Source organism: Vibrio sp. NC2 (assembly GCF_025195005.1).
Taxonomy (GTDB): domain Bacteria; phylum Pseudomonadota; class Gammaproteobacteria; order Enterobacterales; family Vibrionaceae; genus Vibrio; species Vibrio splendidus.
The window spans coordinates 165,285-188,068 of record NZ_JANVFC010000003.1; the positions used below are offsets into that span (position 1 = coordinate 165,285).

General features: G+C 43.9%; 22 protein-coding genes. 16 read left to right on the forward strand and 6 right to left on the reverse strand.

Annotated features, from left to right (window positions below; translation table 11 throughout):
- Positions 1–4: 4 nt before the first annotated feature.
- Both NX845_RS06115 and maiA read left to right on the forward strand, forming a co-directional pair.
- The gene (locus NX845_RS06115; protein ID WP_260256645.1) at positions 5–1,042 is read left to right on the forward strand and encodes a fumarylacetoacetate hydrolase family protein; all 1,038 of its coding nucleotides are present in this window, start codon (positions 5–7) and stop codon (positions 1,040–1,042) included.
- A gap of 21 nt (positions 1,043–1,063) precedes the next feature.
- Complete coding sequence (maiA, locus tag NX845_RS06120) at positions 1,064–1,768, forward strand: maleylacetoacetate isomerase (RefSeq protein ID WP_260256646.1); 705 nt, start codon at positions 1,064–1,066, stop codon at positions 1,766–1,768.
- Positions 1,769–2,003: 235 nt separating this feature from the next.
- Here the strand turns inward: maiA and NX845_RS06125 are convergent, their stop codons facing one another.
- Complete coding sequence (locus NX845_RS06125) at positions 2,004–2,933, reverse strand: carbamate kinase (RefSeq protein WP_012601290.1); 930 nt, start codon at positions 2,931–2,933, stop codon at positions 2,004–2,006.
- Between the two features lie 603 nt (positions 2,934–3,536).
- Positions 3,537–5,588 carry an acetoacetate--CoA ligase gene (locus NX845_RS06130; RefSeq protein WP_260256648.1) on the reverse strand — a complete coding sequence of 684 codons (2,052 nt, stop codon included), beginning with the start codon at positions 5,586–5,588 and terminating at the stop codon, positions 3,537–3,539.
- A gap of 199 nt (positions 5,589–5,787) precedes the next feature.
- Here NX845_RS06130 and phhA point away from each other — a divergent pair, with 199 nt between their 5' ends.
- From phhA to NX845_RS06150, 4 genes are all read left to right on the forward strand, one after another.
- The gene (phhA, locus tag NX845_RS06135; protein WP_260256650.1) at positions 5,788–6,582 is read left to right on the forward strand and encodes a phenylalanine 4-monooxygenase; all 795 of its coding nucleotides are present in this window, start codon (positions 5,788–5,790) and stop codon (positions 6,580–6,582) included.
- On the forward strand, positions 6,572–6,910 hold the full coding sequence (locus tag NX845_RS06140) for a 4a-hydroxytetrahydrobiopterin dehydratase (protein WP_017084970.1): 339 nt from the start codon (positions 6,572–6,574) through the stop codon (positions 6,908–6,910). Before phhA ends, NX845_RS06140 begins: the two co-directional genes overlap by 11 nt.
- Before the next feature lie 285 nt (positions 6,911–7,195).
- Positions 7,196–7,405, forward strand: coding sequence for a DUF3283 family protein (locus tag NX845_RS06145; RefSeq protein ID WP_004732615.1), 210 nt, complete (start codon positions 7,196–7,198; stop codon positions 7,403–7,405).
- Between the two features lie 96 nt (positions 7,406–7,501).
- A complete protein-coding gene (locus NX845_RS06150) occupies positions 7,502–8,218 on the forward strand; it encodes a YebC/PmpR family DNA-binding transcriptional regulator (protein ID WP_004732617.1) in 717 nt (238 codons plus the stop codon).
- Positions 8,219–8,396: 178 nt separating this feature from the next.
- Here the strand turns inward: NX845_RS06150 and NX845_RS06155 are convergent, their stop codons facing one another.
- Positions 8,397–8,648, reverse strand: coding sequence for a DUF2798 domain-containing protein (locus NX845_RS06155; RefSeq protein ID WP_017084971.1), 252 nt, complete (start codon positions 8,646–8,648; stop codon positions 8,397–8,399).
- 84 nt (positions 8,649–8,732) lie between these two features.
- Here NX845_RS06155 and NX845_RS06160 point away from each other — a divergent pair, with 84 nt between their 5' ends.
- The 5 genes from NX845_RS06160 (at position 8,733) to NX845_RS06180 (ending at position 14,747) form a co-directional block, all read left to right on the forward strand.
- Complete coding sequence (locus NX845_RS06160) at positions 8,733–9,635, forward strand: LysR family transcriptional regulator (RefSeq protein ID WP_260256651.1); 903 nt, start codon at positions 8,733–8,735, stop codon at positions 9,633–9,635.
- 12 nt (positions 9,636–9,647) lie between these two features.
- Positions 9,648–10,523: an NAD(P)-dependent oxidoreductase gene (locus NX845_RS06165; protein WP_260256652.1), complete on the forward strand. Its 876-nt coding sequence runs from the start codon at positions 9,648–9,650 to the stop codon at positions 10,521–10,523.
- 384 nt (positions 10,524–10,907) lie between these two features.
- On the forward strand, positions 10,908–12,428 hold the full coding sequence (locus NX845_RS06170; RefSeq protein ID WP_102567583.1) for a M20 family peptidase: 1,521 nt from the start codon (positions 10,908–10,910) through the stop codon (positions 12,426–12,428).
- A 94-nt stretch (positions 12,429–12,522) separates the two neighbouring features.
- Positions 12,523–13,131, forward strand: coding sequence for a DUF3299 domain-containing protein (locus NX845_RS06175; RefSeq protein WP_260256653.1), 609 nt, complete (start codon positions 12,523–12,525; stop codon positions 13,129–13,131).
- Between the two features lie 332 nt (positions 13,132–13,463).
- Positions 13,464–14,747 carry a serine hydrolase gene (locus NX845_RS06180; RefSeq protein WP_102463845.1) on the forward strand — a complete coding sequence of 428 codons (1,284 nt, stop codon included), beginning with the start codon at positions 13,464–13,466 and terminating at the stop codon, positions 14,745–14,747.
- 522 nt (positions 14,748–15,269) lie between these two features.
- Here the strand turns inward: NX845_RS06180 and NX845_RS06185 are convergent.
- Positions 15,270–16,019 carry a hypothetical protein gene (locus NX845_RS06185; RefSeq protein ID WP_017090363.1) on the reverse strand — a complete coding sequence of 250 codons (750 nt, stop codon included), beginning with the start codon at positions 16,017–16,019 and terminating at the stop codon, positions 15,270–15,272.
- 323 nt (positions 16,020–16,342) lie between these two features.
- Between NX845_RS06185 and NX845_RS06190 the strand changes: the two genes are divergently transcribed.
- Positions 16,343–17,242 carry a LysR family transcriptional regulator gene (locus NX845_RS06190; RefSeq protein ID WP_102454020.1) on the forward strand — a complete coding sequence of 300 codons (900 nt, stop codon included), beginning with the start codon at positions 16,343–16,345 and terminating at the stop codon, positions 17,240–17,242.
- Positions 17,243–17,458: 216 nt separating this feature from the next.
- Here the strand turns inward: NX845_RS06190 and NX845_RS06195 are convergent, their stop codons facing one another.
- Both NX845_RS06195 and NX845_RS06200 read right to left on the reverse strand, forming a co-directional pair.
- Complete coding sequence (locus NX845_RS06195; RefSeq protein WP_102567581.1) at positions 17,459–18,070, reverse strand: hypothetical protein; 612 nt, start codon at positions 18,068–18,070, stop codon at positions 17,459–17,461.
- Between the two features lie 160 nt (positions 18,071–18,230).
- The gene (locus NX845_RS06200; protein ID WP_102567580.1) at positions 18,231–18,782 is read right to left on the reverse strand and encodes a hypothetical protein; all 552 of its coding nucleotides are present in this window, start codon (positions 18,780–18,782) and stop codon (positions 18,231–18,233) included.
- A gap of 470 nt (positions 18,783–19,252) precedes the next feature.
- Between NX845_RS06200 and NX845_RS06205 the strand changes: the two genes are divergently transcribed.
- The 4 genes from NX845_RS06205 (at position 19,253) to NX845_RS06220 (ending at position 22,780) form a co-directional block, all read left to right on the forward strand.
- Positions 19,253–19,933 carry a hypothetical protein gene (locus NX845_RS06205; RefSeq protein ID WP_065680977.1) on the forward strand — a complete coding sequence of 227 codons (681 nt, stop codon included), beginning with the start codon at positions 19,253–19,255 and terminating at the stop codon, positions 19,931–19,933.
- An 87-nt stretch (positions 19,934–20,020) separates the two neighbouring features.
- Positions 20,021–20,719 carry an ABC transporter ATP-binding protein gene (locus NX845_RS06210; protein ID WP_260256654.1) on the forward strand — a complete coding sequence of 233 codons (699 nt, stop codon included), beginning with the start codon at positions 20,021–20,023 and terminating at the stop codon, positions 20,717–20,719.
- Positions 20,707–22,005 carry an FtsX-like permease family protein gene (locus NX845_RS06215; protein ID WP_102511678.1) on the forward strand — a complete coding sequence of 433 codons (1,299 nt, stop codon included), beginning with the start codon at positions 20,707–20,709 and terminating at the stop codon, positions 22,003–22,005. Before NX845_RS06210 ends, NX845_RS06215 begins: the two co-directional genes overlap by 13 nt.
- Positions 21,998–22,780 (forward strand): outer membrane lipoprotein-sorting protein, encoded by a 783-nt coding sequence (locus tag NX845_RS06220; RefSeq protein ID WP_050643573.1) that lies wholly within the window; start codon positions 21,998–22,000, stop codon positions 22,778–22,780. The genes NX845_RS06215 and NX845_RS06220 overlap by 8 nt, the downstream gene beginning before the upstream one ends.
- The last annotated feature ends 4 nt before the right edge of the window (positions 22,781–22,784 follow it).

The window sequence follows — 22,784 nt, forward strand, 5'->3', positions numbered from 1 at the left end:
AAGGATGAAATTAGCAACCAAGAAAAATGGCACTCGCGATGGTCTATTGATGGTCGTGAGTAAAGATCTCAAACAGTGCGTCGCTGCCACCGAAATCTTCCACGCGATGCACCTTGCACCCACCATGCAGGTAGCTTTGGATAACTGGGACAGCGTTGTTTCTCAGTTAGAAGAGTTATACACCTCGTTAAACAACGGGCATGTGACTGGCAGTGAAGTGTTTGCATCTCAGTATTGTGAATCACCTCTGCCACGCGCATATCAATGGGCGGATGGCAGCGCTTATGTAAACCACGTTGAACTGGTGCGTAAGGCTCGAGGTGCTGAAATGCCAGAAAGCTTCTGGGTTGATCCATTAATGTATCAAGGCGGTTCAGATGCGTTTATCGGCCCTCGTGACAACATAGAATTTGCCAGCGACGAATGGGGCATCGATTTCGAGGGTGAGGTTGCGATTGTCACCGGTGATGTGCCTATGGGCGCTAGCGCTAAACAGGCGCACGATTCGATTCGCTTGCTGATGCTGGTGAACGATGTGTCTTTGCGTGGTTTGATTCCGGCGGAGCTCGCGAAAGGCTTTGGTTTCTTCCAATCTAAGCCTTCTTCAGCGTTTTCTCCGGTCGCAGTCACACCTGACGAGCTTGGCGAACAGTGGAAAGGCAGCAAGGTACATTTACCGCTGATATCGACCTACAACGACCAGCCTTTTGGTTGTCCGAATGCCGGTATAGATATGACTTTCAATTTTGCAGAGTTGGTTGTGCATGCAGCTAAAACTCGACCATTATCGGCGGGTGCGATCATAGGTTCAGGCACGGTTTCTAATAAACAAGGCACTGACCATGGCACCTCGATTTCTGAAGGTGGTGTGGGATATTCATGCATAGCTGAAGTTCGTATGATTGAGACCATCCGTGATGGTAAACCGTCGACTCAATTCATGTCGTTTGGTGACTCGATCAAGCTTGAGATGTTTGATGCAGCAGGTCATTCTATTTTTGGCGCGATAGACCAAAAAGTGAGCCAGTATCGAGCGCTATAATCCACATAATAGGATTTCTGTATGAGCGAGAGCATCGTGAACAAGAACATTATACTTTACGGTTACTGGCGCTCTTCGGCTGCCTATCGGGTGCGTATTGGGTTGAACCTAAAACAGCTCAACTATGAGTCTAAATCGGTGCATTTGGTGCGTAATGGCGGCGAGCAACATGACCCACAATATCGCGATCTCAATGCCAGTGAACTAGTGCCTGTGCTGGTGGATGGTGACGTTCAACTCACTCAGTCACTGGTTATTCTTCAATATCTTGATGAGCACTATTTTTGTGAGAGCAGCCCAGACACCTCGCTCATTCCAGAGCAAGTGCCGCTGCGTTATCAAGCGTTGGCAATGGCTCAGGATATTGCGATGGAAATTCATCCTCTCAATAACCTACGCGTGTTGCAGTATTTGGAGCGAGAATTGTCGTGCGAGCAAGAGGCTAAAATGGATTGGCTTCATCATTGGATGAGCCAAGGGTTTTCAGCGTTAGAAGAGAAGCTGGCCAAACACCGAAAAACACACGGTGATTCGGTGTGTAGCCTCACAGATTCGCCTTGTATCGTAGACATTTGCTTAGTGCCGCAGGTGTATAACGCGCTGCGCTTTGGCGTTGATATGTCGCCGTTTCCGCTGATTAACTCAATTGTCGAAGCGTGTAATCAGTTGCCCGCTTTTATTGATGCGATGCCAGAGAACCAAGCGGATGCGAATGCACCGATGTGAACGTATTGAATTGTTTTTTAATGAACTGGAAACATTATTTGGATGAAGTCTCGTTATAATTACGCTTTGGTATATTTAAAGATATTATGTATTCATTATTTTCAGGTTTAATTTCCAATTCTATGAATATTTATCTCATCTAGCATTAAACGGGCCGAATAAAACAAGCCTCATTATAATTAAATAAGAGGCTTGTAATATAATTTATATTAGTGGTATTTATCACTCGATAATATTAGTAATAAACAATACCTTCGCCTTTCGTTATCAGAGTGCCAGCTTCATTGGTAATTATTTTATCTAAATCAAATAATGAACCAATCGCCGCATTACCCAAGCCAGCTTCAACGAATTTACAAACGGCATCAATTTTTGGTCCCATAGAACCGGCAGGGAATGAAAACTCGGCTAAACCAGCAGGCGTTGCTTGCTTCATTTCCGCTTGGTCTTCTTTACCATAGTTACGGAAAATCGAACCATCGGTTAAGATAATAAATAAGTCGGCATGGATTTTTTCAGCCAGTAGTTCGGCCGTAAGATCTTTATCAATGACGCACTCTACGCCAGTACTCTTACCTTGCTCAATACTCACGGGAACACCGCCGCCGCCACAAGCGATAACAAGGTTTTCTGTATCTAGAAGAGTTTCAATTTGCTGAATTTCAACAATGCTTTTTGGCATAGGAGAAGGCACAACGCGTCGGTAGTACTCGCCATCAGCTTTAAACTGCATTGTGCTTTGAGCCATTAACTCTTTAGCTCGTTGCTCTGTATATACAGGGCCAACAAATTTAGTCGGGTTAGCAAACGCAGGGTCTTTTTTGCATACTTCAGTTTGCGTGACTAGCGTCGCTACGTCTAATTCAGGGTCAATGTTTCTGAGCTCTTGTTGTAACATGTAGCCCACCATGCCACAGGTTTGAGAGCCGAGTACATCCATTGGGTATGGTGTCGTCTCTGGCGAATATTCGCTATAAGCCGCGTTTTGTTCCATCAACAAACCTACTTGTGGGCCATTACCATGAACGATAACAATCTCATGCTCGCGTGCTATCGCAGCAATACTCGCCGCTGATTTGATTATATTTTCACGTTGGTTCTCAGCCGTTAATGCTTGGCCTCTTGCTAAAAGAGCGTTACCGCCTAAAGCTAATACTATGCGCATGATAATGTCTCCGATCATTTAATAATGATTTTATTTTACGTAGGGATTAACCGCTTGTTTCTAATTAAATTCAAGCTTATTAATAACAATGACTAGGTTTTTAATTACTCTTAAGTAATTAACATGCCGAGATAGTATGGGAAAATAACCGTCCTAAATGTGATAGCTATCAAATTATTATTTCACTAGAAATGGAGCTGTGGAAACGGGAGTTATTGCAATTCGATTAAATATCCATAAGCTTGGATACAATCCAGTGGTGGACTCTTTTTTTGTATAAATGATTCGTCTTTAGTGAATATTATCTCTGGCTATAAAATGATTAATTTTCAAATTTTGTTTTAAATATGACGTTCAGATCTCATTAAGAACTTTAGAAACGGTATGGGGCAAAACTGAGGTGGGGGTTCACGAGCTTAAAGAGTGGTTTCGATTCGGTTTTTATCGGCCAATCAAGGGCTGCTTAAAGTGTTCAGTGTTTAATGCTTCTCGCGTTGCTTGCTTCACTCAGTCATCGGTTTTCAATCGGCTGCCTTTACTCTAGATGTTATCTGACAGCCAAGTGATAATTGGAGATAGTTAGCCACTTTCTAAGGCTTAACGCTAAAGCGAAACGGCGCGCTTTATCTCTTCTAAAACCTCGGCGTTAGCGATTGCTCCGAGGTTTTCTACATCTTTGCCATTCACGACCTGTTTCACTGCTAGCTCCACAAGCTTGCCCGACCGTGTTTTTGGTACGTCGCTGATCGCAAATATCTGGCTTGGTACATGCCTCGGCGAACAAGAGGATTTGAGTTTGCTTTTGATGGCTGTCAGTAACTCAACATCTAGATCTACACCTTGTTGTAGTTGAACAAACAGCCATATCTGTTCGTTACGGTCGATGTCTTTACCGACTGCGATAGAATCAACTATGCCGTCAATGGTGTTCACTTGCTGGTAGATCTCGGCAGTACCAATTCGCACACCACCAGGGTTCAGTGTGGTGTCGCCTCGCCCATAGAACAGGTAGCCGCCATGTTCGCTCTGCGCGACTTCATCTCCGTGATGCCACACATTATCGAACTTATCCCAATAGGTGCTGTGATAGCGTTCTCCGGTATCATTCCAAAAGCCGGCAGGGAAGTTGGGTAAGGAGTTGGTGCATACTAGCTCGCCTCGTTCGTGATTGACCTTGTGGCCCGACGAATTGAACACCTTGATGTCGACGCCGAGCCCGGCTTGTTGGCACTCACCGCGATACACTGGCGAAATAGGGTTACCTAAAACAAAGCAGCCACAAATATCCGTGCCGCCAGAAATGGACGCTAAATGCAGGTCTTGTTTGATGTGTTTGTAGACGTAATCGAACTGCTCTGGGTAGAGTACAGAACCCGTCGAGCACAGTGCTCTTAATTTAGGAAGGTTGTGACTGTCGATAGGCGAGAGCTCTGCCTTCTCAATCGCTTCTAGATACTTGGCTGAAGTGCCAAATGTCGATACATCAGCTCGCTGCGCTAAATCCCACAGAACGTTAGGTTGCGGATAAACTGGGCTGCCATCAAAGATCACCAAACAGGCACCGCTGGCGAGTGCAGAGACGTGCCAGTTCCACATCATCCAACCACAAGTGGTGTAATAGAACACGCGATCGTTGGGCTTTATATCGCAATGAAGTTGATGCTCTTTTAGGTGATTGATGATGGTGCCGCCAACAGAATGCACAATGCACTTTGGCTTGCCCGTTGTGCCGGAAGAGTAGAGTACAAACAGAGGTTCATTGAAGTTCACACGAGTGAATCGAAGAGGTTTTGGCTGATAGTGATTAATGATGCTGTGCCAGCTTTGGGTTAACACATTGTGTTCAACGTTGTTCTTCTCTAAATGACTCTTCTCTAAATCGCTCTTATCTAAATCATTGTTCGGTTTCAAGTAACTGATCTGACACACCTGTTTTAATTCGTTTAAGTGCTCGATGATTTCACGGTTCTTGTCCGCCATATCGAACGTCTTGCCATTGAAGGTGTAGCCGTCACAAGTGAACAGCACCTTGGGCTTCACTTGGCCAAATCGTTCAATCACACTCTCAACGCCAAAGTCGGGAGAGGTCGATGTCCAAATCGCACCTAAGCTGGTGGTCGCCAACATCGCTATCACGGTTTGCGGTAGATAAGGCGTATAAGCAGCAACCATATCACCTTGCTTCACTCCGCTATCAACAAGCCATTGTTGAACGCTAGATACTTCCTCACACAAGGTTTGCCATGTGTAGCTTTGCTGTTCGCCGCGCTCATTCTCAAACCAAATCGCAAGCTCGTTTGGCAACGTTTTGGCTGAATGCAGCAAGTTTTCGGCGTAGTTAACTTGAGCATTCGGAAACCACACCGCATCGCGATTTGATTTCGGCTGCTGCCAGCGGCTCCCACCTTGAATTTTGATGTGCTCGCCTTGTGCTTTATTAATACAGTCTTGCGAGCCGACCATTCCACAAAACTGCCAGACGTTTTGCCAAAACGACTCGGGATGTTCCACAGACCATTGATGAAGCTCCGCGTAGTTTTTCAATTCCCGATCGAGTATGCCCTGCTGATTAAGGCTATCCATGAATCGGGTCACGTTGGCTTGTGCTATACGCTGCTCACTAGGTTGCCAAATTGGCTTATTGCTTTCGTGCATTCCTTTACCTTTAACAAAAAGTTAACGATTTCAGTCTGGTATTTAGGTTTTACAAAGTCAAAAGATCAGCAAAATAAGGGGTTGTCGGAATTGTGTAAATAAAATGTTACACGATTGCCTGTTTCGAAAAATCGTGCAAATTGGCGGATATAAGGAGTCGAGATAGGCTTAAAGGGAGACATTCGAAAGGAGGTGTGTAATGACTCAATATCATTCTAAGCCCGTGAGCCAAGAGGGATGGGTTGAGTGGAGCCTCGAAGAAGACGCCATTTGGCACGACTTAGTGAAAAGGCAACTGGACGTCATTAATGACCGCGCATGCGATGCCTATTTGCACGGCCTGACCTTGCTGGATCTGCCATTAGACAGAGTTCCCCAGCTTCCAGAGATAAACAAAGTGCTAATGGAAACAACAGGTTGGCAGGTACAGCCTGTGCCAGCGTTGATCGATTTCGACCGTTTCTTTGATTTGCTCGCCAACAAGAAATTCCCAGTTGCGACATTTCTGAGAACACGAGATGAGTTCGATTACTTACAAGAACCTGATTTCTTTCATGAAATTTTCGGCCATTGTGCCATGCTCACCAATACCGATTTTGCGACATTCACTGAGCATTACGGAAAACTAGGCCAAGCAGCCACACCTAAACAGCGCGCGTATCTTGCCCGTTTGTATTGGTTTACGGTCGAGTTCGGTTTAGTAAAAGAAGGCGATAGGCTGAAAATCTATGGCGGTGGCATCCTTTCGTCTCCGGCGGAAACCATGTATGCGTTGGGAGGGGATTTGGCCGTTCGTGAGCGGTTCGATCTGCAAACGGTTTTAAGAACCCCTTATCGCATCGACATCATACAACCGAAATATTACGTGATTGATGAGCTGTCTGAGCTCTTCAAAATCAGTCAGGAAAACCTATTGCAGCAAGTTGATCTCGCGATAGACGAGGGATTACTACCACCACTTTTTGAACCTAAGGAACCAACACATGTTGAATGAACAAAAATGCGAAGCCTGCAGTATCGATGCAATTTCTCTTAATAAAGATGACCAACAATCTTTACTGTTGGAGTTGTCTGATTGGCAGATCATCGAAAGAGACGGCATCCCACAACTTGAGAAGGTGTTTAAGTTTAAGAACTACAAACAAGCATGGGCATTCAGCAACAAAGTGTCAGAGTTAGCAGAAGAAGAATTCCATCACCCTTCGATCTTATTGGAATGGGGCAAAGTCACCGTCACCTGGTGGAGCCACTCAATCAAAGGCCTGCACAAGAATGACTTTATCTGCGCCTCACGCTGCGATGTGTTTGCGGTGAGTGAGTAGCCTTTTTGGGTATAGATGAGGCTTTTTTCCGACCTCTGTGATGTGATTATCTTATTATTCGGCTCATAAGGTGAGTCGAATAAGCGCTTAAACGGCTCATGGTATGAGTTGAATAAGCGATACTTTCGTATCATTGGGCGTAACTTCTCCCAAAGTTGCTTGACCTGCATCAGCGACTTGCTGCTTTCTCGTCCTACAACCCCCACTATTGCTCATAGTATTGGTTTTATGAGGCTGCTCTATGATATATTTCTCGGCCAAGCGTATTACAGACGAAGGCTAATAATGTCTATCAACCTTTCACTCCTTCCACCCAGTGAGAAAAATAAAATCGAACTGGATAAGCAGGCATCGTTTCTTGTATGGAAACTGAAGCAAGCGAAATGTGGCCCTGAAGCCATTGTTGAAGAAGCAATGAAGCTAGGTGATCCAGAAGAAAAGGCTTGGTTTGATCAGTCTGTTGAAAAATACAAACGAGTAATGGGTGTCGCATAAACGCAGACAAACCTTACCCAGCAAAGCTGTTGAATTGAAATGACGCAGTAATTTGCTAGAATTTGCACCGTTAATTGAATCAGAGAGAAGATCCCGATGGGAAGAAGTTTTGAAGTGCGCAAGGCCTCAATGGCGAAAACTGCAGGCGCAAAAATTAAAGTTTATTCTAAATACGGTAAAGAGATTTACGTACTGGCTAAGAACGGTAGCTCTGACCCAGACATGAACTTACCTCTTAAGCACCTGATTGCTAAAGCGAAGAAAGACCAAGTACCCGCTCACGTTATCGACAAAGCGATCGATAAAGCGAACGGCGGCGGCGGTGAAGACTTCCAACCAGCTCGTTACGAAGGTTTTGGCCCTGGTGGCACAAGCGTAATCGTTGACTGTCTAACTGACAACGGTAACCGTACTTTCCAAGACGTTCGCCAATGTTTCGTTAAAACTGGCGCGAAAATCGGTGTTGAAGGTACTGTTTCTCACATGTTCGCTCACCAAGCTGTATTCCAGTTTGCTGGTGAAGATGACGAGATCATCCTAGAAACGCTAATGATGGAAGACGTAGACGTGACTGACGTTGAGCTAGAAGACGGTGTTATCACTGTATTCGCTCCAACGACTGAGTTCTTCAAAACGAAGACTGCATTACACACTGCGTTCCCTGAGCTAACGCTAGACGTTGAGGAAATCACTTTCGTTCCTCAAACAACTACGCCAGTAGCTGAAGAAGATTCTGAGAAGTTCCAGAAGTTCTTAGACATGCTTGACGACTGTGATGACGTTCAGCAGGTTTACCACAACGCTGAGCTGTAATATCAATCAATAATTGATAGCTTTGCTCTTGTGAGTAGAATGTAGAATACAAAAAACCGAGCCTAGTGCTCGGTTTTTTTATGGGCGTAATTCAGGCATTTATCTGTGAACATAGCTTTTTTATCGTAGCTCTTTGGTGGAAGAACCTAGGTCATAGCTCATGAACATTAGCCCTTGATCATCGTTCCGTGATCTCTGGTACGCAAAGCGTTCTCGGGCGACAAATCCATGCTGAGAGTTTTCTGATCAAAGGGAGCACGGTGAGGTTGAGCGTGATGGCACACGGCCAAGCAATCAAAAAGCTTTGAAGCCAGATTGGCGGCCATTCGTGGCTGAATCCCATTTTGTAGCCAGAAATTAACCCAGACATGATGGTCGCCATGGTCAGGGAGGATAAAATCGCGGTTACCCAAAATTGTTTGTTGTTCATACAGTGTTCTCCCGTGATTTTCTGTTGTTGATGAGATAAGGTTACATCTATCCATTAATGAGAAAAATAGGCACATATAGAAGTATGAATTCCATATTTGGAAACATTGATGATCTGTTCTTATTCTGTGCAGTGGTTGAAGAGGGCTCTTTGCTATCGGCCTCGAAACGGCTGCAACTGCCTGTGTCGACTATGTCGCGTCGATTAACCGCATTGGAAGAGCGCCTTAATATCCGACTTTTAGAAAAGAAAGGTCGTGAGCTGGTGGCCACCAAAGACGGTGAAGCGGCCTTTGCTGCACTGAGCAGTGGCATGGAGTCGATTCATCACGGCTTTAATAGCTTGTTGGAAGAGCGTGATGCTATCCAAGGCAAGATTAAGCTCGCAGTGCCTCATAACTTCTATAGTGGCTTTCTACGGTCGACAGTAGAGCAATTCCTCACTCAATATCCGAACGTTCAGCTCGACCTAACCCTGAGCCAGCAGCAGCTTATTCCTCAGACCGATCGTGACTTACTGATTACGTTTAAGATCTCGGATATGGAAGGCATGATTGCTCGGCCACTTTTCAAAGCCAAGCACGGATTTTTCGCAAGCCAAGAATATTTAGATTCGCGTGAGACAATTGAAAAACCGGACGACTTAGAGCATCAAGACTGGATTAACGTCGACGATGTGTTTGATATGCCGCTCTACAAGTCCGACCGCTTAGAACGGATGATCACGATTAAACCCAAGTTCATCGTCAACGATATTCATGCGGTGGCGGCCGCAGCGCAAAAAGGCTTGGGGCTTGCTTCATTGCCTTTTCGTCATGTATCCCCTGAGATGAATTTAATTCAAGTGCTCCCTGAGTATCATCGGGGTGATCGCCAAGCGTATTTAGTGTACAAAGAAAGAAAATATCAGCCAAAGGCTTTGACCCTGCTTATTGATGCATTGATTGAGAGTGTTCGATCTTTTCATAGCGATGACTTGGTCAAATAAAAGGAGAAAGAAATGAAAGTAAGTTTTATCGGGCTAGGCGTTATGGGCTTCCCAATGGCAGGCCACCTAGTCAAAGCCGGTTTTGAAGTAACGGTATTTAACCGCACTCACAGCAAAGCGCTAGACTGGGCTGATAAACACCAAGGTAAAGCGGCAGAATCTGTGGCTGAGTGTGTCGCAGAAGCTGACGTGGTATTGGTTTGTGTGGGCAACGATGACGACGTTCGCAGCATGACAACCAGCGAAACAGGCGCACTGGCAGCAATGAAGCCAAACGCGATTCTTGTCGACCACACCACAACGTCTGCAGTTCTGTCTGAAGAGCTTGAAATAGCAGCTAAGCAATCGGGTGTTCGCTTTATGGATGCACCAGTGTCTGGTGGCCAAGCAGGCGCAGAAAACGGCGTGTTAACCATCATGTGTGGTGGCGAACAAGCGCTATTCAACGACCTCCAACCTGTATTCGAAGCTTACGGAAAATCGTCAGTTCTGATGGGTAAAGTCGGCCAAGGCCAACGCGCAAAAATGGTCAATCAGATCTGTATTGCAGGCGTATTGAATGGCCTTTCTGAAGGCTTGGTGCTTGCTGAAAAATCAGGTTTGGATATCCCAACACTAGTTGATTGCCTTAAAAACGGCGCAGCTGGTTCATGGCAGATGGAAAACCGCGCAACCACAATGGCGCAAGACAAGTTCGATTTCGGCTTTGCCATTGATTGGATGATCAAAGACTTAGGTTTCTGCCTAGATGAAGCAGAGCGCCAAGGCATCCAACTTCCTTTGACGGAAAAGACCAACAACTCATACAAGGCACTGTCTGCCCAAGGACAAGGCCGCATGGATACATCAGTATTGATGAAAGCTGTGGTTGAAGAGACTAAGAAGTAGAAGAAACGAAGAAATAGTCGCAGCGAAGAAGCAGTAAAGGCTTTGCTTAGACATTTAGAAAATAGCCGCTGATTAGCGGCTATTTTTTTGCATAAGATAATTTAGCAATACAGAGAAAGTGTTTGTTCTGAAACTCACCATTGCACTAAATCTTTTTACGAATTTTATGTCACAGGGTGATATCGGATCATTTCCGTGACTGTAAAAGCTTTTCATCCCCGACACACTCATTTTTAATTTCACTTATCCACTACAAATTGTTGCCGACGTCTTCTGATGGGTGGAGTCCTTCGCTAGGGATTAGTTTGGTCTGTATTGTTGGTTAATAATTAACGCATAAACCAAAACACAGATTTACTTTTCATCCAATTAAGGCTTCAAATCATGACAAGACCATCAAAACTCTTTACCGGTATCGCTTCCGCTTTGGCATTGATCGCTAGCATTTCAGCGTGGGCTGATGAGCAAGACTTTAGTTCGATGCAAATGCAAGGTGTCGAAAAAGTCGACATTCAAGTTGATGTAGAAGGCGCTGCGCAACGTTTATCGAAAGCGGTTCAGTTTCAAACTATCTCTAACCAAGACCGCAGTGATTTTGATGAGCAAGCTTTTCGTGACTACCACCAATTTCTTGAAGAATCATACCCATTAGTGCACAAAACACTCAAGCGAGAAGAAGTCGGTGACCCACGCCCTTTCAGCTTAATTTACACTTGGGAAGGTAAAGATCCATCACTCGCTCCTGCTATTTTTATGGCGCACCAAGATGTGGTACCGATTGCAGAGGAGTCTCGTGATGAGTGGAAAGAAGACCCGTTTTCAGGCGCGATTAAAGACGGTTATATCTGGGGTCGTGGTTCATTAGATGACAAAAACCAACTTCAAGCACTGCTAGAAGCGACTGAGATGAAACTCAAAGAGGGTTTCCAACCTGAACGCACTATTTTGTTTGTATTTGGCCACGATGAAGAAGTCGGCGGACCTGAAGGCGCTAAACACGCCGCTGATATCATTGAGCAACGTTATGAAAAAATTGCTTTTGTTATGGATGAATCTGCTCCTCTTGTCCCTGGTATATTCCCTGGAATCCGCGAAAATACAGCATTGATTGGTATTGCTCAAAAAGGATTCGTTAGTCTAGAGATTGCCATCAATGGTGTTGGTGGACACTCATCACAACCGGGAGAAGAATCGAATATTGTCGCGTTAGCAAAAGCGGTTGAGAAAGTTGAAGCTGCGCAATTCCCTTACAAAATTCATGATGCGGTGCGTTACCAATACCGCTACATGGGACCTGAGCTTCCAGAAGCGCAGCAACCACTTTATAAAGCCGTTGCTTACGGTAATAACGACACCGTGACAGATTTAGAACAAAAATTCATTGAGGTGATGTCGGAAAACCAAGTGACTCGTGCCATGCTTCATACAACAACCGCCGTTACCATGTTTAATGCCGGTATCAAAGATAACGTATTGCCACCAGCAGCAACCGCCGTTGTAAACTTTAGACCGATGCCAGGCGATACACCTGAAGTGATCATTGAACATGTGAAAAAAGCGATTGGCGATGATCGCATGACCATACGTGATATATCAGCATCAACACCAGCAACGAATGTTGCGGATCCAAGTGGCCCTGGTTACGCGATGCTTGAAAAAACGATTCGTCAAACCTGGGGTAATGACCTGATTGTTTCACCGTTCTTTGTTATTGGAGGCTCAGACTCTAAACACTTCCAAGCACGTGATTTCGCACCTGATGTATATACAATGACGGCGATACAATTAGAAAGCGTAAAAGAATTCGAAGGCTTCCACGGTGTGAACGAGCGTATCTTAGTTGAAGAATACGGTCGCTCTATTGGGTTCTTCTACCAACTAATGGATAACCTCGAAAGTCTGTAATTCAAATATTATTGACTGATATAAAACGAGACGATGGCTAAGGTTTTCTTAGCCATTTTTTCATTAGCTATTGTTCTAATTAGAAAATGTTGAAATGAAAAATACATTATTGATGATTACGGCTTGTTGTTTTAGTTTGTTCACACAAGCGGCTGAAACCATATCTTGGGAATCGTTAAGACCTTTGCAGAATCAATACCAGGTTCTTTCTCCTGGGAATAAGGCGCTACTTTCTGAGATTTACGCCTATGAAGCCGTTCAAAAAACGCGTCAGTTAAGTCCAATGGAAAACGATGGGTACAATCAACGTGTGGTATTAGCTGAAAAGTTTGGCTTAAACGTACGTGAACTGCTTATACAAAGAACACAACAATCGAACGATATAGTTCCCGACCTTAGTATTAACGATATAAAACTGGCCGGTTTTTTAGTACCGCTCGAAATGGAAGGCTTAATAGGGACGCAGTTCATTTTAGTACCAACCGCAGGGGCTTGCATTCACACACCTCCACCACCAGTAAATCAAACGATTTTAGTCGAATTTCCTGAAGGCCATGAATTGCAAAGTTTATACATACCAGTATGGGTGATAGGGAACATTAAAACAGGGGCGGTTGATACGTCGATTACACTTTCTGATGGCAATCAAGATATTCAAACCGGATACGTCATTGACGCGTCGGATATTGAGCTTTATCAATAAACCTGATCAACGAATTAAGAAAATGATCAGGTTATTAACGGGGAACCTTTAGGTTAAATCTGATGGTTATGTGCCGTTTAACTCACTTCTCTTTACGCTTTACACATAACAGCCTACACCTCGCAAATATTAGAGTCACTCGGGGTCAGGAAACTAGTGAGAAAAGAACATTCATGCTTCTAACTTTCAACGTTTGATGGAGGCAATCCATCGTAGGCGATGAGGCGTTATTCCGTTTTCCTTGTAACGTGCCTGTATTAACAAAGACAACTGGCTCGCAGCTTTTGCATGCAGTTCGCACTACAGCACTATATATCAATAGGAAAACCAATATGAAAAGCTTAATCGCTATATCCATTGTAACGGCTCTATCTGCAGGCTCAGCGTTTGCTAATGAGAGCATTAATGAATCATCCACAAACGTTGATGTTTACAACACTCATGACTTTTTCTTGAAAAAAGGCAATCGCGTTAAACTTCAGTTTCCTATTGAACAGTCTAAGTTTGCTTGGCAGAATTTAAGCCGTTTCTATCCTACGGCTCAAATTGAACGTGATGGACCCGTCTATCAATTTCCATATCAAATTGACCAAAATATTGGCGAAATATCAGCGACTGTACACGGTGAGAATAAGACTCTAAACGAACACCTAGATTCTTATCCTGTCGATGCTTTTCTTGTTGTAAAGAGTGGAGAAGTTGTCTTTGAGCGTTACAACACGATGGGAAAAACAGACAAGCATAATTGGTTTTCAAACTCGAAAATTACAGTAGGTATTGAGCTGGCTAAATTGGTCAACGAGGGGCAAGTTAACCTGAGTGACCCTATTTCTAAATACATTCCTGAATTAAAGGGATCTGACTGGGATACAGTATCCGTTTCTGATACTGCAAATATGGCGACAGGCTTGAATGCAACAGAGCACGATGAGCCAGAAGCAGACTCACGTATAAACCCAGAACAACCTTGGTTTAAATGGGCGGTTTCCATTGGCGTGTTTGAAGGTGAAGGCAACCAAAGCCCACTCGAAGTTCTTGCTGAAATGAAACGAAGAGCGCCGGGCGGAAAAACATTCGAATACAATTCAATTAATACGTTTGTTCTAGCTCGACTTATTGAGAACGTTCGTAACTTACCCATGAATGAGATTGTCAGTCGTGATATGTGGCAGAAAATGGGGGCAAATAATGACGCTTATACTGTCGTTTCTCCACAAGGGGGATACCCTTTAATGTTTTTCTCAATGAATACCACAATTGAAGATATGACTAAATTCGGTATGTTACTTACTCCGTCAGCCACAAAGTTGGGTAATGGTGGTGTTAGCAAAGAAGTCATTACGTTAATTCAAGACTCTGGTAACCCAGAAGCTTACGGTGGTGGCTATGTGGGCAAGATGATGGAAAACTCTTTCTCCAACGACACAAACATCAAGAATGGTTATCAATTTGATGCAATCTTTGAGGATGGCGACTTATTCAAAGCAGGTGTTGGCGGTCAAGGTGTGTATATTTCACCAGACAAAGACCTAGTTATATCTTTCTTTTCAACCAGTAACGGTAAAAACCAAGAAGAAACTTATGCTCGTGAGATTGCGAAGTATTTTAGTCGCTAATTATGCAATCGGTGATTGCCACTTGGTGTGATTAATCATTGATAGATTTGATCATTGAATAGAGTTTTATCTTTTTGTAACGCCAGTCGCCTGACTGGCGTTTTTTGGTTTATTTAGTCTCGTTATTTATTTCTTGTGTGCTCGCGATTAAGTATCACGATATCTTTGGGTCATCTCAACACTGCTATCCATTATCGCTTGTGGTAACGCTTTTATGCGCTTTAGGCTCGTGGTTACACACACCGATGTCATGGCGTAAAGAAGTGCACGTTATATAGATACGATTGTTTGAGCTTCTTCCCGTTACTCATTGTATTCAGACGATACATTAGAGCTCCTTACCCTGTACTCATCGGCAATACATGTAGTGTTGAAGTAGAGAGTCAGTTCAAAGTAAGCCCGAACTGAATAGTAAATCGTGGCTATTTTAATAAAGAAGAGTGAGAGGGGGTAAGGAAAATAAAACTAAAAAAAGGCGAATCTCTCGATCCACCTTTTAACGTATTATGGCTATTGGTCGTTTTAGAAGAAGACTTTGTATTGGAACCAAACCACGGTGTCGTCAATGTCTAGTTTTTGATTGGTTGATTCCATGCTTCCATAAGTATTTTCAACCTTGACTTGTCCCCAGCGTGTTTTGTCTGCCGAAAAAGGAGTCGCTGCGAGTAGAGTGGTTTTAACGGTACTCGTTTCAATATCACCATCCATGTACGTAAATTCTGGGTAGGCTGCGAAATAAGTACCATCGGCGCCCGGCTTCCAGACCGCATAAGCAGCGGCCATACCACCTACGATACTATTGTCTGTAACACCAAAGGCACTTGTTGTGCTGTCTGAGTACTCACCGCCCATCACTGCCGCGCGGCCAAAAAAGGTCAGAGAGTCGATTGGAGTTCTAAAAATAGCGACACCACCTACAGCTGCAGTAGTAAAGCTTGCATTATCAATGATGTCTAATGACGCGGCTACACGAGGTGTAATGGCATTATTTATATTGAATACATGGAAATATTGAGCTCGGCTGTCTTTATATTTCCCCTCATTATCCATCGAACCTTCCAATGTGACCATAGACATCTGTCCGTTGTCATAAGTATATGATAGAGCTCCCGATAGCTTTAGATCACCTATGTTGTTGGTTGCCACATACATATTGGTACTGGCACGAGTCATATCGGACGGGTCAACTTTTTGGGTGTCATCAGCAAATGCTGAAATAGAAATGGTAGCAAGTAAAGCCGTAGACAAAGCGGTCATTTTGAGTCTGGTCATGAGACGTTCCCGAGTTATTTAAGTTAAGTGGCCGAAGCAATAACGCAACTTTACATAAGGTTTTTATACTCATTAACTCTCTAGCGATGGGCTCGATCCATCGCTGTCATCCAAACATTTGCGGTAAAGGGGGATTTCGGTTTTTTTGGTAAGAAATATTTTAATTCATCTGTTTAAAGTGTATTCGATGAGAGATTTTTAATTGATGTCAGAGCGTGGTGATAGGGATGTGTTGTTTGATAAGAGAAACAGGCTCTGTGTTGGTTAATGTAGACTCTGGTGGTAAAATTTATTAACGAATATGAGGACTCGCAGGACATGATATGAACTTTAGTCTTGAACAATTAAATACTTTCGTTGCGGTATATGAGCAGGAAGCTTTTAGCAAAGCGGCGATAAAATTAAATAAGCATCGAACAACGGTTGCACAAGTCATCACGAGTTTAGAAGACCAGTTAGCGATCACTTTATTCGATAGGTTGAGCCGCAGTGTAGAGCCCACTGAAGATGCAGTACTTCTTTATCATTACGCAAAGCAAATACTAGAGCAGGCTAAAACTCTTGATAGATTTGCATTAAGTCTTTCATTTGGCGGGCTGGAATCGGTGACGATAGCCTATGCGAGCTTTTTACCTCATCATGTTGTTTCTAAAATTCGTCGACAGCTCGATGAAGACTTTCCATCCATGCGTGTTAATTTTTTGGTCAGAACGAAACCAGAAATAAAAACAGGGATTGAAGATGGAAGCATTCACTTTGGTATTGTGAACATATACGAAAGCAAAGTGATTAATAGTATTGATTTTACTTTTTTGGGGAATATGCCTTTTGTTCCATTTGCTAATGCAGAAAGTGAACTATCGGCTAAGCCAGCAAACGAGACACTCTCAACGATGAAATCTTTACGACAGTTTGTTCTCAAATCTATGGTCGAAGATAAAATGACGGAGAAGGTTGTTGTTTCTTCAAAACATGAATATGTTGATCAATTAGCAGTCATTGTTAAGCTTGTCCAAGATGATTTTGGCTGGGCTCTTTTACCAAAATCGATAATTGACTCTGAATATGTGACTGAAAATTTGGTAGAGATAAAATGTGACGAGATCAAACAAGAAATAATGGTTCCCATATCTCTTTGGTGTCCACATTCAAAACAGATTGCTCTGGTAAAAAAATCGATCATCAAAGTCGCTGATTATTATATAAACAAATCAGCGTACTAAAAAACGGACACTTTATTGGGATGAGTTCATAAGGCTATAGAAGTATTTATCTTGATGAGCTATCTATTATGAACTCGTTTTAGGGCACTTTGATTTATAAAGTGCCACGAGTTAAAAATCGGTTTATCCAAGTTGTGGACAATAACGTGCCAGTTGTATCTGAGTAAAGCTGTTTCGAATCTGTTTTAAACGTTTGTATAGCAGATAGTGCGACGACTACTCATAACGGTACTCAGGGACTTGTAAGTATCCATTTTTATTTACCTTTTCCAATACCCAACGTAAGTGCCTAATGCACTGAATACGATCACTAATATGCATAGCTAATACAAACTCTAGTGTTTTATTATCATATGCTTGAACCAATTTTAAGAAAGCTACTTCTCCCTTGTGCTCACCGTGAAAAGCTTGCGCATTAAAATAAATTTGGATCATTTCAAGTGGTGAAATGTCGCTCCAACCTTTGAGCATTCCCTTTTCTTGCCACCCACTCTTTAAGTCTTTTAACGTTCTTCTATAGCCAACGTCAGTACTTAAAAGCCCTATCGCTTTATGGATCTTAAAAAAGTACGTTGGTTCGTCGTTTCCTACAAAAAAACGAAAGTCGACAAATAGCCCCTTTAATCGGTGTCGGCAAACGCTCATTCCAACGCCACTTATCTGCCCATTCTGAAAAGAAAAGCTTTGAGAACCACCGATGTCAAAGCCCTGCTTCTTTATATTTTCGTAATTTTCAATTAGCTCTTGAGCTCTATATTGAAAAAGTTCAAGTGAATCTTCCATTTCCCGTGAAATAGGAGTGCTAATTTGTATTTTTCTAAACTTCAAAGGTTACTCCTTATTTTGAGGTTGCTACCTGACGCCAAATAAAGGGGTGAAGAACGCTGACATCATACCTAAACCATTGTGCCATAAGCACAAAACTGGCTTGAAGTGAAAGCGGCTAGCGTTGTGAATCACTCTTAATTTCATTGTTAGCGCTATTTATTTAGCGCCCGCCTTTTTGCTTAAGGCTATCCTTAAATGATTGTGCAACGAGTGCTGATAGAGGGAATGTTTCCTCACCTTTCTTACCTACAATTTTGAGGCGCAGATCAGAATCAGTTAGTTCCTGCAGATTTCTAGTGGTCAGTTTGATAGCGAAATATTCATATATATTTCCCGCATTAGCTGTATCTCTATCAATGAGCGTTACTGGGTACTCGAAACCATTTTCATTGTAAACAGAGTCAATAAAATACCAATTTGGTGATTTCAACACGAAGTACAGCTGAATAAATTGCGGCGAATTGGCGTTTTCAGACTTGTAAAATGCACGATATCTATACGCAATGCCGTTAGAGCCACTTTCAAACCAACTCATATAGTAATCTGAAGTTAACCAACCCTCCCTCTCAAATTGGTCGAAGTCGTAGGTAACTTTAACAGCTTCAACATTTTCAGGAGTATTCGATATATCAAGGCGATTATAGTAAGCATGCTTAAGTGACTGGCAACCACCCAGCATAACCAACAAAACTGGTATTACTATTTTTCTCATTGTGTCTCCGATTTACTGCATAACGCTTTATAGATGGGTTTCTCCCGCGTTAGCATTTCGTCTATCTTTTTATCACTAATTGTGAGCCTCAAAGCATATCAAACTATTGTATGAATCGAGAGACAGTTTCTGGGTAAAGTGTCGAAAATTATTCGCAATAAAACGCTACTTAATGGATTAGAATAGTTTGGTCTCATGCGATGCTTTTCTGGTAACCGGTTCGTTGAGGCTAAGAAGCTTTGGGGCAGAAATCAGTCAGCTTCGATCAAGGCTTGAATTGGGAAATGTCAGATACGTTTTTTCCCACTCATTTTATCCTTTCCTACTCGTGCTTTTTGTTTGCAGCTCCCACCACTCACACCCTAACTCAACCATTCACTCCTCGTAATTACCATTCGTCGCATTGATAAAACTGCATGACAAATTCTAGTTAACCTTTCAACGTCAACATTTGAAAGGGATTAGAAATCATGACTACTTCACACTCATTAAATTCAGGCTCTACCACTTCTGTGCTTAAGCGTTCATTGCTGGTTGCACTTGTTTCATTCGCACCCACTTTGGCGCAGGCTAACCCAAGTTCAGACGTTCTTGATATCTACAATCAAGCCGCGCAAGGCAATGAAGATCTGGTTGAGGTGGCTTACGAACGCCTGAATGACACGTTACAACAAGATGGTGCTACGCCACTGACTTTAGTTTATTTAGGAAGCACAGAAACCCTGATGGGGCGTGATGCGTTCTTACCTTGGAACAAGATGAAGTATGTGGAGAAAGGCTTATCAACCATTGATAAATCACTGGTGCTGCTTAAAGACGAAGACCAACCGATTCATGAGCAACCTCGTGTTCAAGGGCTGCCAGATTCTTACCTAACTCGCGCAATGGCCGCCGTTACTTACACCTCTCTGCCAGACATGTTTAACCATTTCGATCGTGGTTATGACTTGTTCCTCTCGTTACTCGCGGAAGATGATTTCCAACAACAACACTTCGCTGCGACCTCATGGATTTACCGTTATGCCATTACCGCATCGATTCGTGCTGAAGACTTCGAGCAAGCACAGGTGTGGCTTGAAAAAATGGAAAGTACCGATGCCGGAAACATCGAGACCATGACAGCGAAGGCCCTAATAGCGAAAGCCAAGTAACAGTTGCCAAAGCCAAATAACAGCTGTGAAAGCTCAATTGCGGCTTGCGATAGCTTGAGAATGGATTGGTAATCAGAGGACAACGAAATGATTGAATTTAAAGATATCGGCAAAGCATATGTCACGGGCGGTCAACGTGTTGATGCATTAAACGGGGTCGATGGACATATCCAACGTGGTGAAATGGTGGCGTTATGTGGCCCGTCGGGTTCAGGGAAAAGCACACTTTTGAATATTTTGGGTTTGTTGGACATGAACTATCGAGGGCAGATCAACATTGATGGCCAGCCGTATCCGACAGAGCAAATCGCCGCTGCGCGTTTTCGTCGTCAGTCGTTGGGTTTTGTGTTTCAGCGCTTCAATTTGGTTCCTGTAATGACGGCTCTTGAGAATGTCGCTTATCCATTGATGTTGAACCAATGCTCTAAGCAAGAACAGCAGACCAGAGCACAAGACATGTTAGAGCGTGTTGGGCTAGGGGATTACGTTCATCACCGCCCAGACAATCTTTCAGGCGGTCAGCAGCAACGTGTTGCGATAGCCAGAGCGCTGATTCATAACCCAAGCTTGGTGATTGCTGATGAGCCGACAGCCAGCTTAGACAGTCACACTGCGAACCTTGTGATCGATATCATGAAAGAGCTCGGCCACGAAATGGGCACCACCTTTATTGTCGCAACGCATGATCCAAGAATGGCGCAGCGTTGTGACCGAGTGATTGAACTTATCGACGGCCAACTGGCGCCACAAATCACAGCAACGGAGGCTATCTCATGGGCAAGTTAACACAAAGAATGAGCACGTTTTTACTTCCAACTTCGATGCGTTTGGCTTGGCTTAACTTATTAAGAAACGGTCGTCGTAGTTTGCTTTCTGTGTTGATCATCGCGATTGCGGTTTTCGCACTTACCAGTGCCGGTGGTTACGGACTTTATACCTACGAATCTTTGAGAGAATCGACCGCGCGCGATACTGGTCATCTTACTTTGAGCACACCGGGTTATTTTGAGCAAGATGAAGACATGCCGCTGAGCAATGGTCTCGATAATGTTCAAGCGCTCACCAAGAGCATTATTGGCGACAGTGACGTGCGTGGCGTACAGCCGCGAGTCTATTTTAGTGGCTTGGTGTCTAACGGCAGCAAATCGACCATCTTTATGGGAACGGGCGTGAATGAGCGTGAGTTCGATATGAAAGGACCTTTCCTTGATGTGCGCAGTGGGCAAACCCTGTCGGATGTGAAGTCACCAAGATACGACAACCAAGAGCCACAAGTGATGCTGGGAACTGACCTTGCTCGTAACCTCAAAGTTGCGGTTGGCGATTGGGTGACACTGCTCGCGACCACCAGTGACGGTGCTTTGAATGCTTTTGATTTTAAGGTGCAGGGTATCTACTCGACAGGGGTTCCTGAGCTAGACAAACGTCAGCTATATGTACACATCACTACCGCGCAAGAGCTTTTAGCATCAGACAAAGTCAGTACCTTGTCGGTGTTCCTATTTGAGACAAGCAAGACCTCGACCGTTCAACAGCGTATCCAAACTGCTTTAGATCGAAATAGTGCAAGTCAAAGCGAGCAAGGCACAGAGATCGAGATCACCCCGTGGCAAGATCGCGCGTTTTTCTACACCAAGGTTAAAGATCTTTACGACCGGATCTTCGGCATCATGGGCGCAGTGATGGCATTGGTGGTGTTTGTGTCGCTGTTTAACACCATGACCATGTCGGTGACCGAACGCACTCGTGAAATCGGCACCTTGTCAGCACTCGGCAGTTACCCCTCTGAAATCGTCGCGGGCTTCTTAAAAGAAGCGGGATTACTGGCGATGATTGGCAGTGCAATAGGTGCGTTAGTGAGTGGTTTAGTGTCGCTGTTATTGCTGGTAGTTGATATACAGATGCCGCCACCTCCAGGCAGAACCGAAGGCTACCCACTCAACATTTACTTCTCATTGGAATTAGTTGGTTACGCCACTTTAGGTGTGCTGACGATATGTTTGCTAGCTGCTTATTTTTCTGCTCGCAAAGGCGTGAATAAGCCAATCACGGAGGCGCTGGTTTATGTATAAATTTACTCGTTCACTCACTGTTTTAGGTTCTGTATTGGTTTTGGTTCTAGCATCGACACCAAGCTGGGCAGTCGATTCACAACAAGTCACAGAGATGATCGCTAAGGCGGATAGTTACCGATTGAACAGCGCACAAGCCTCTAAGGTAGTGTCTCTGGTGGCGCTGTATCAAGACGATCAACTGGATAAAACCCGTGAATACAACGTCTATACAAGACCAAATCGAGAGTCATTAGTCGTCTTTAAATCAGCCGTCGAGGCTGGTCAAAAGATGCTGATGATTGAAGATAACTATTGGTTGCTGATGCCGAAATCTCGTCGCCCAATTCGTATTACACCGATGCAAAAGCTATTGGGCGAAGCCTCGGTAGGGGACATCTCAACGCTCACTTGGAGCGAAGATTACCAAGGTGAGTGGGTTGCCGAGCAACAGGTTGAGATGCCGACTGGCGAGACGCTCGATACCCATCACCTAAAGCTCGCTGCGAAAACCAAGGGTGCCAGCTATCAGTCGATTGATCTGTGGTTAACAGCAGACCGAGCGTTTCCAGTTAAAGCGGATCTGTACCTGCGTTCAGGAAAACTGGCGAAACAAGCATGGTTTACTGAAGGCGTGCGTGATGGATTACCAACAGTGGTGTCGATGACCTTGCTCGATAAGATTCAGCCAAGCAAGAAAACCGTGATTGAGTACCGCGAGGTGAGTGAACAAGCCTTGGCAGACAAATACTATAACCCTGCTTATTTATCGCGTAACAGCGTGTCTGGGCTGTAGGTGA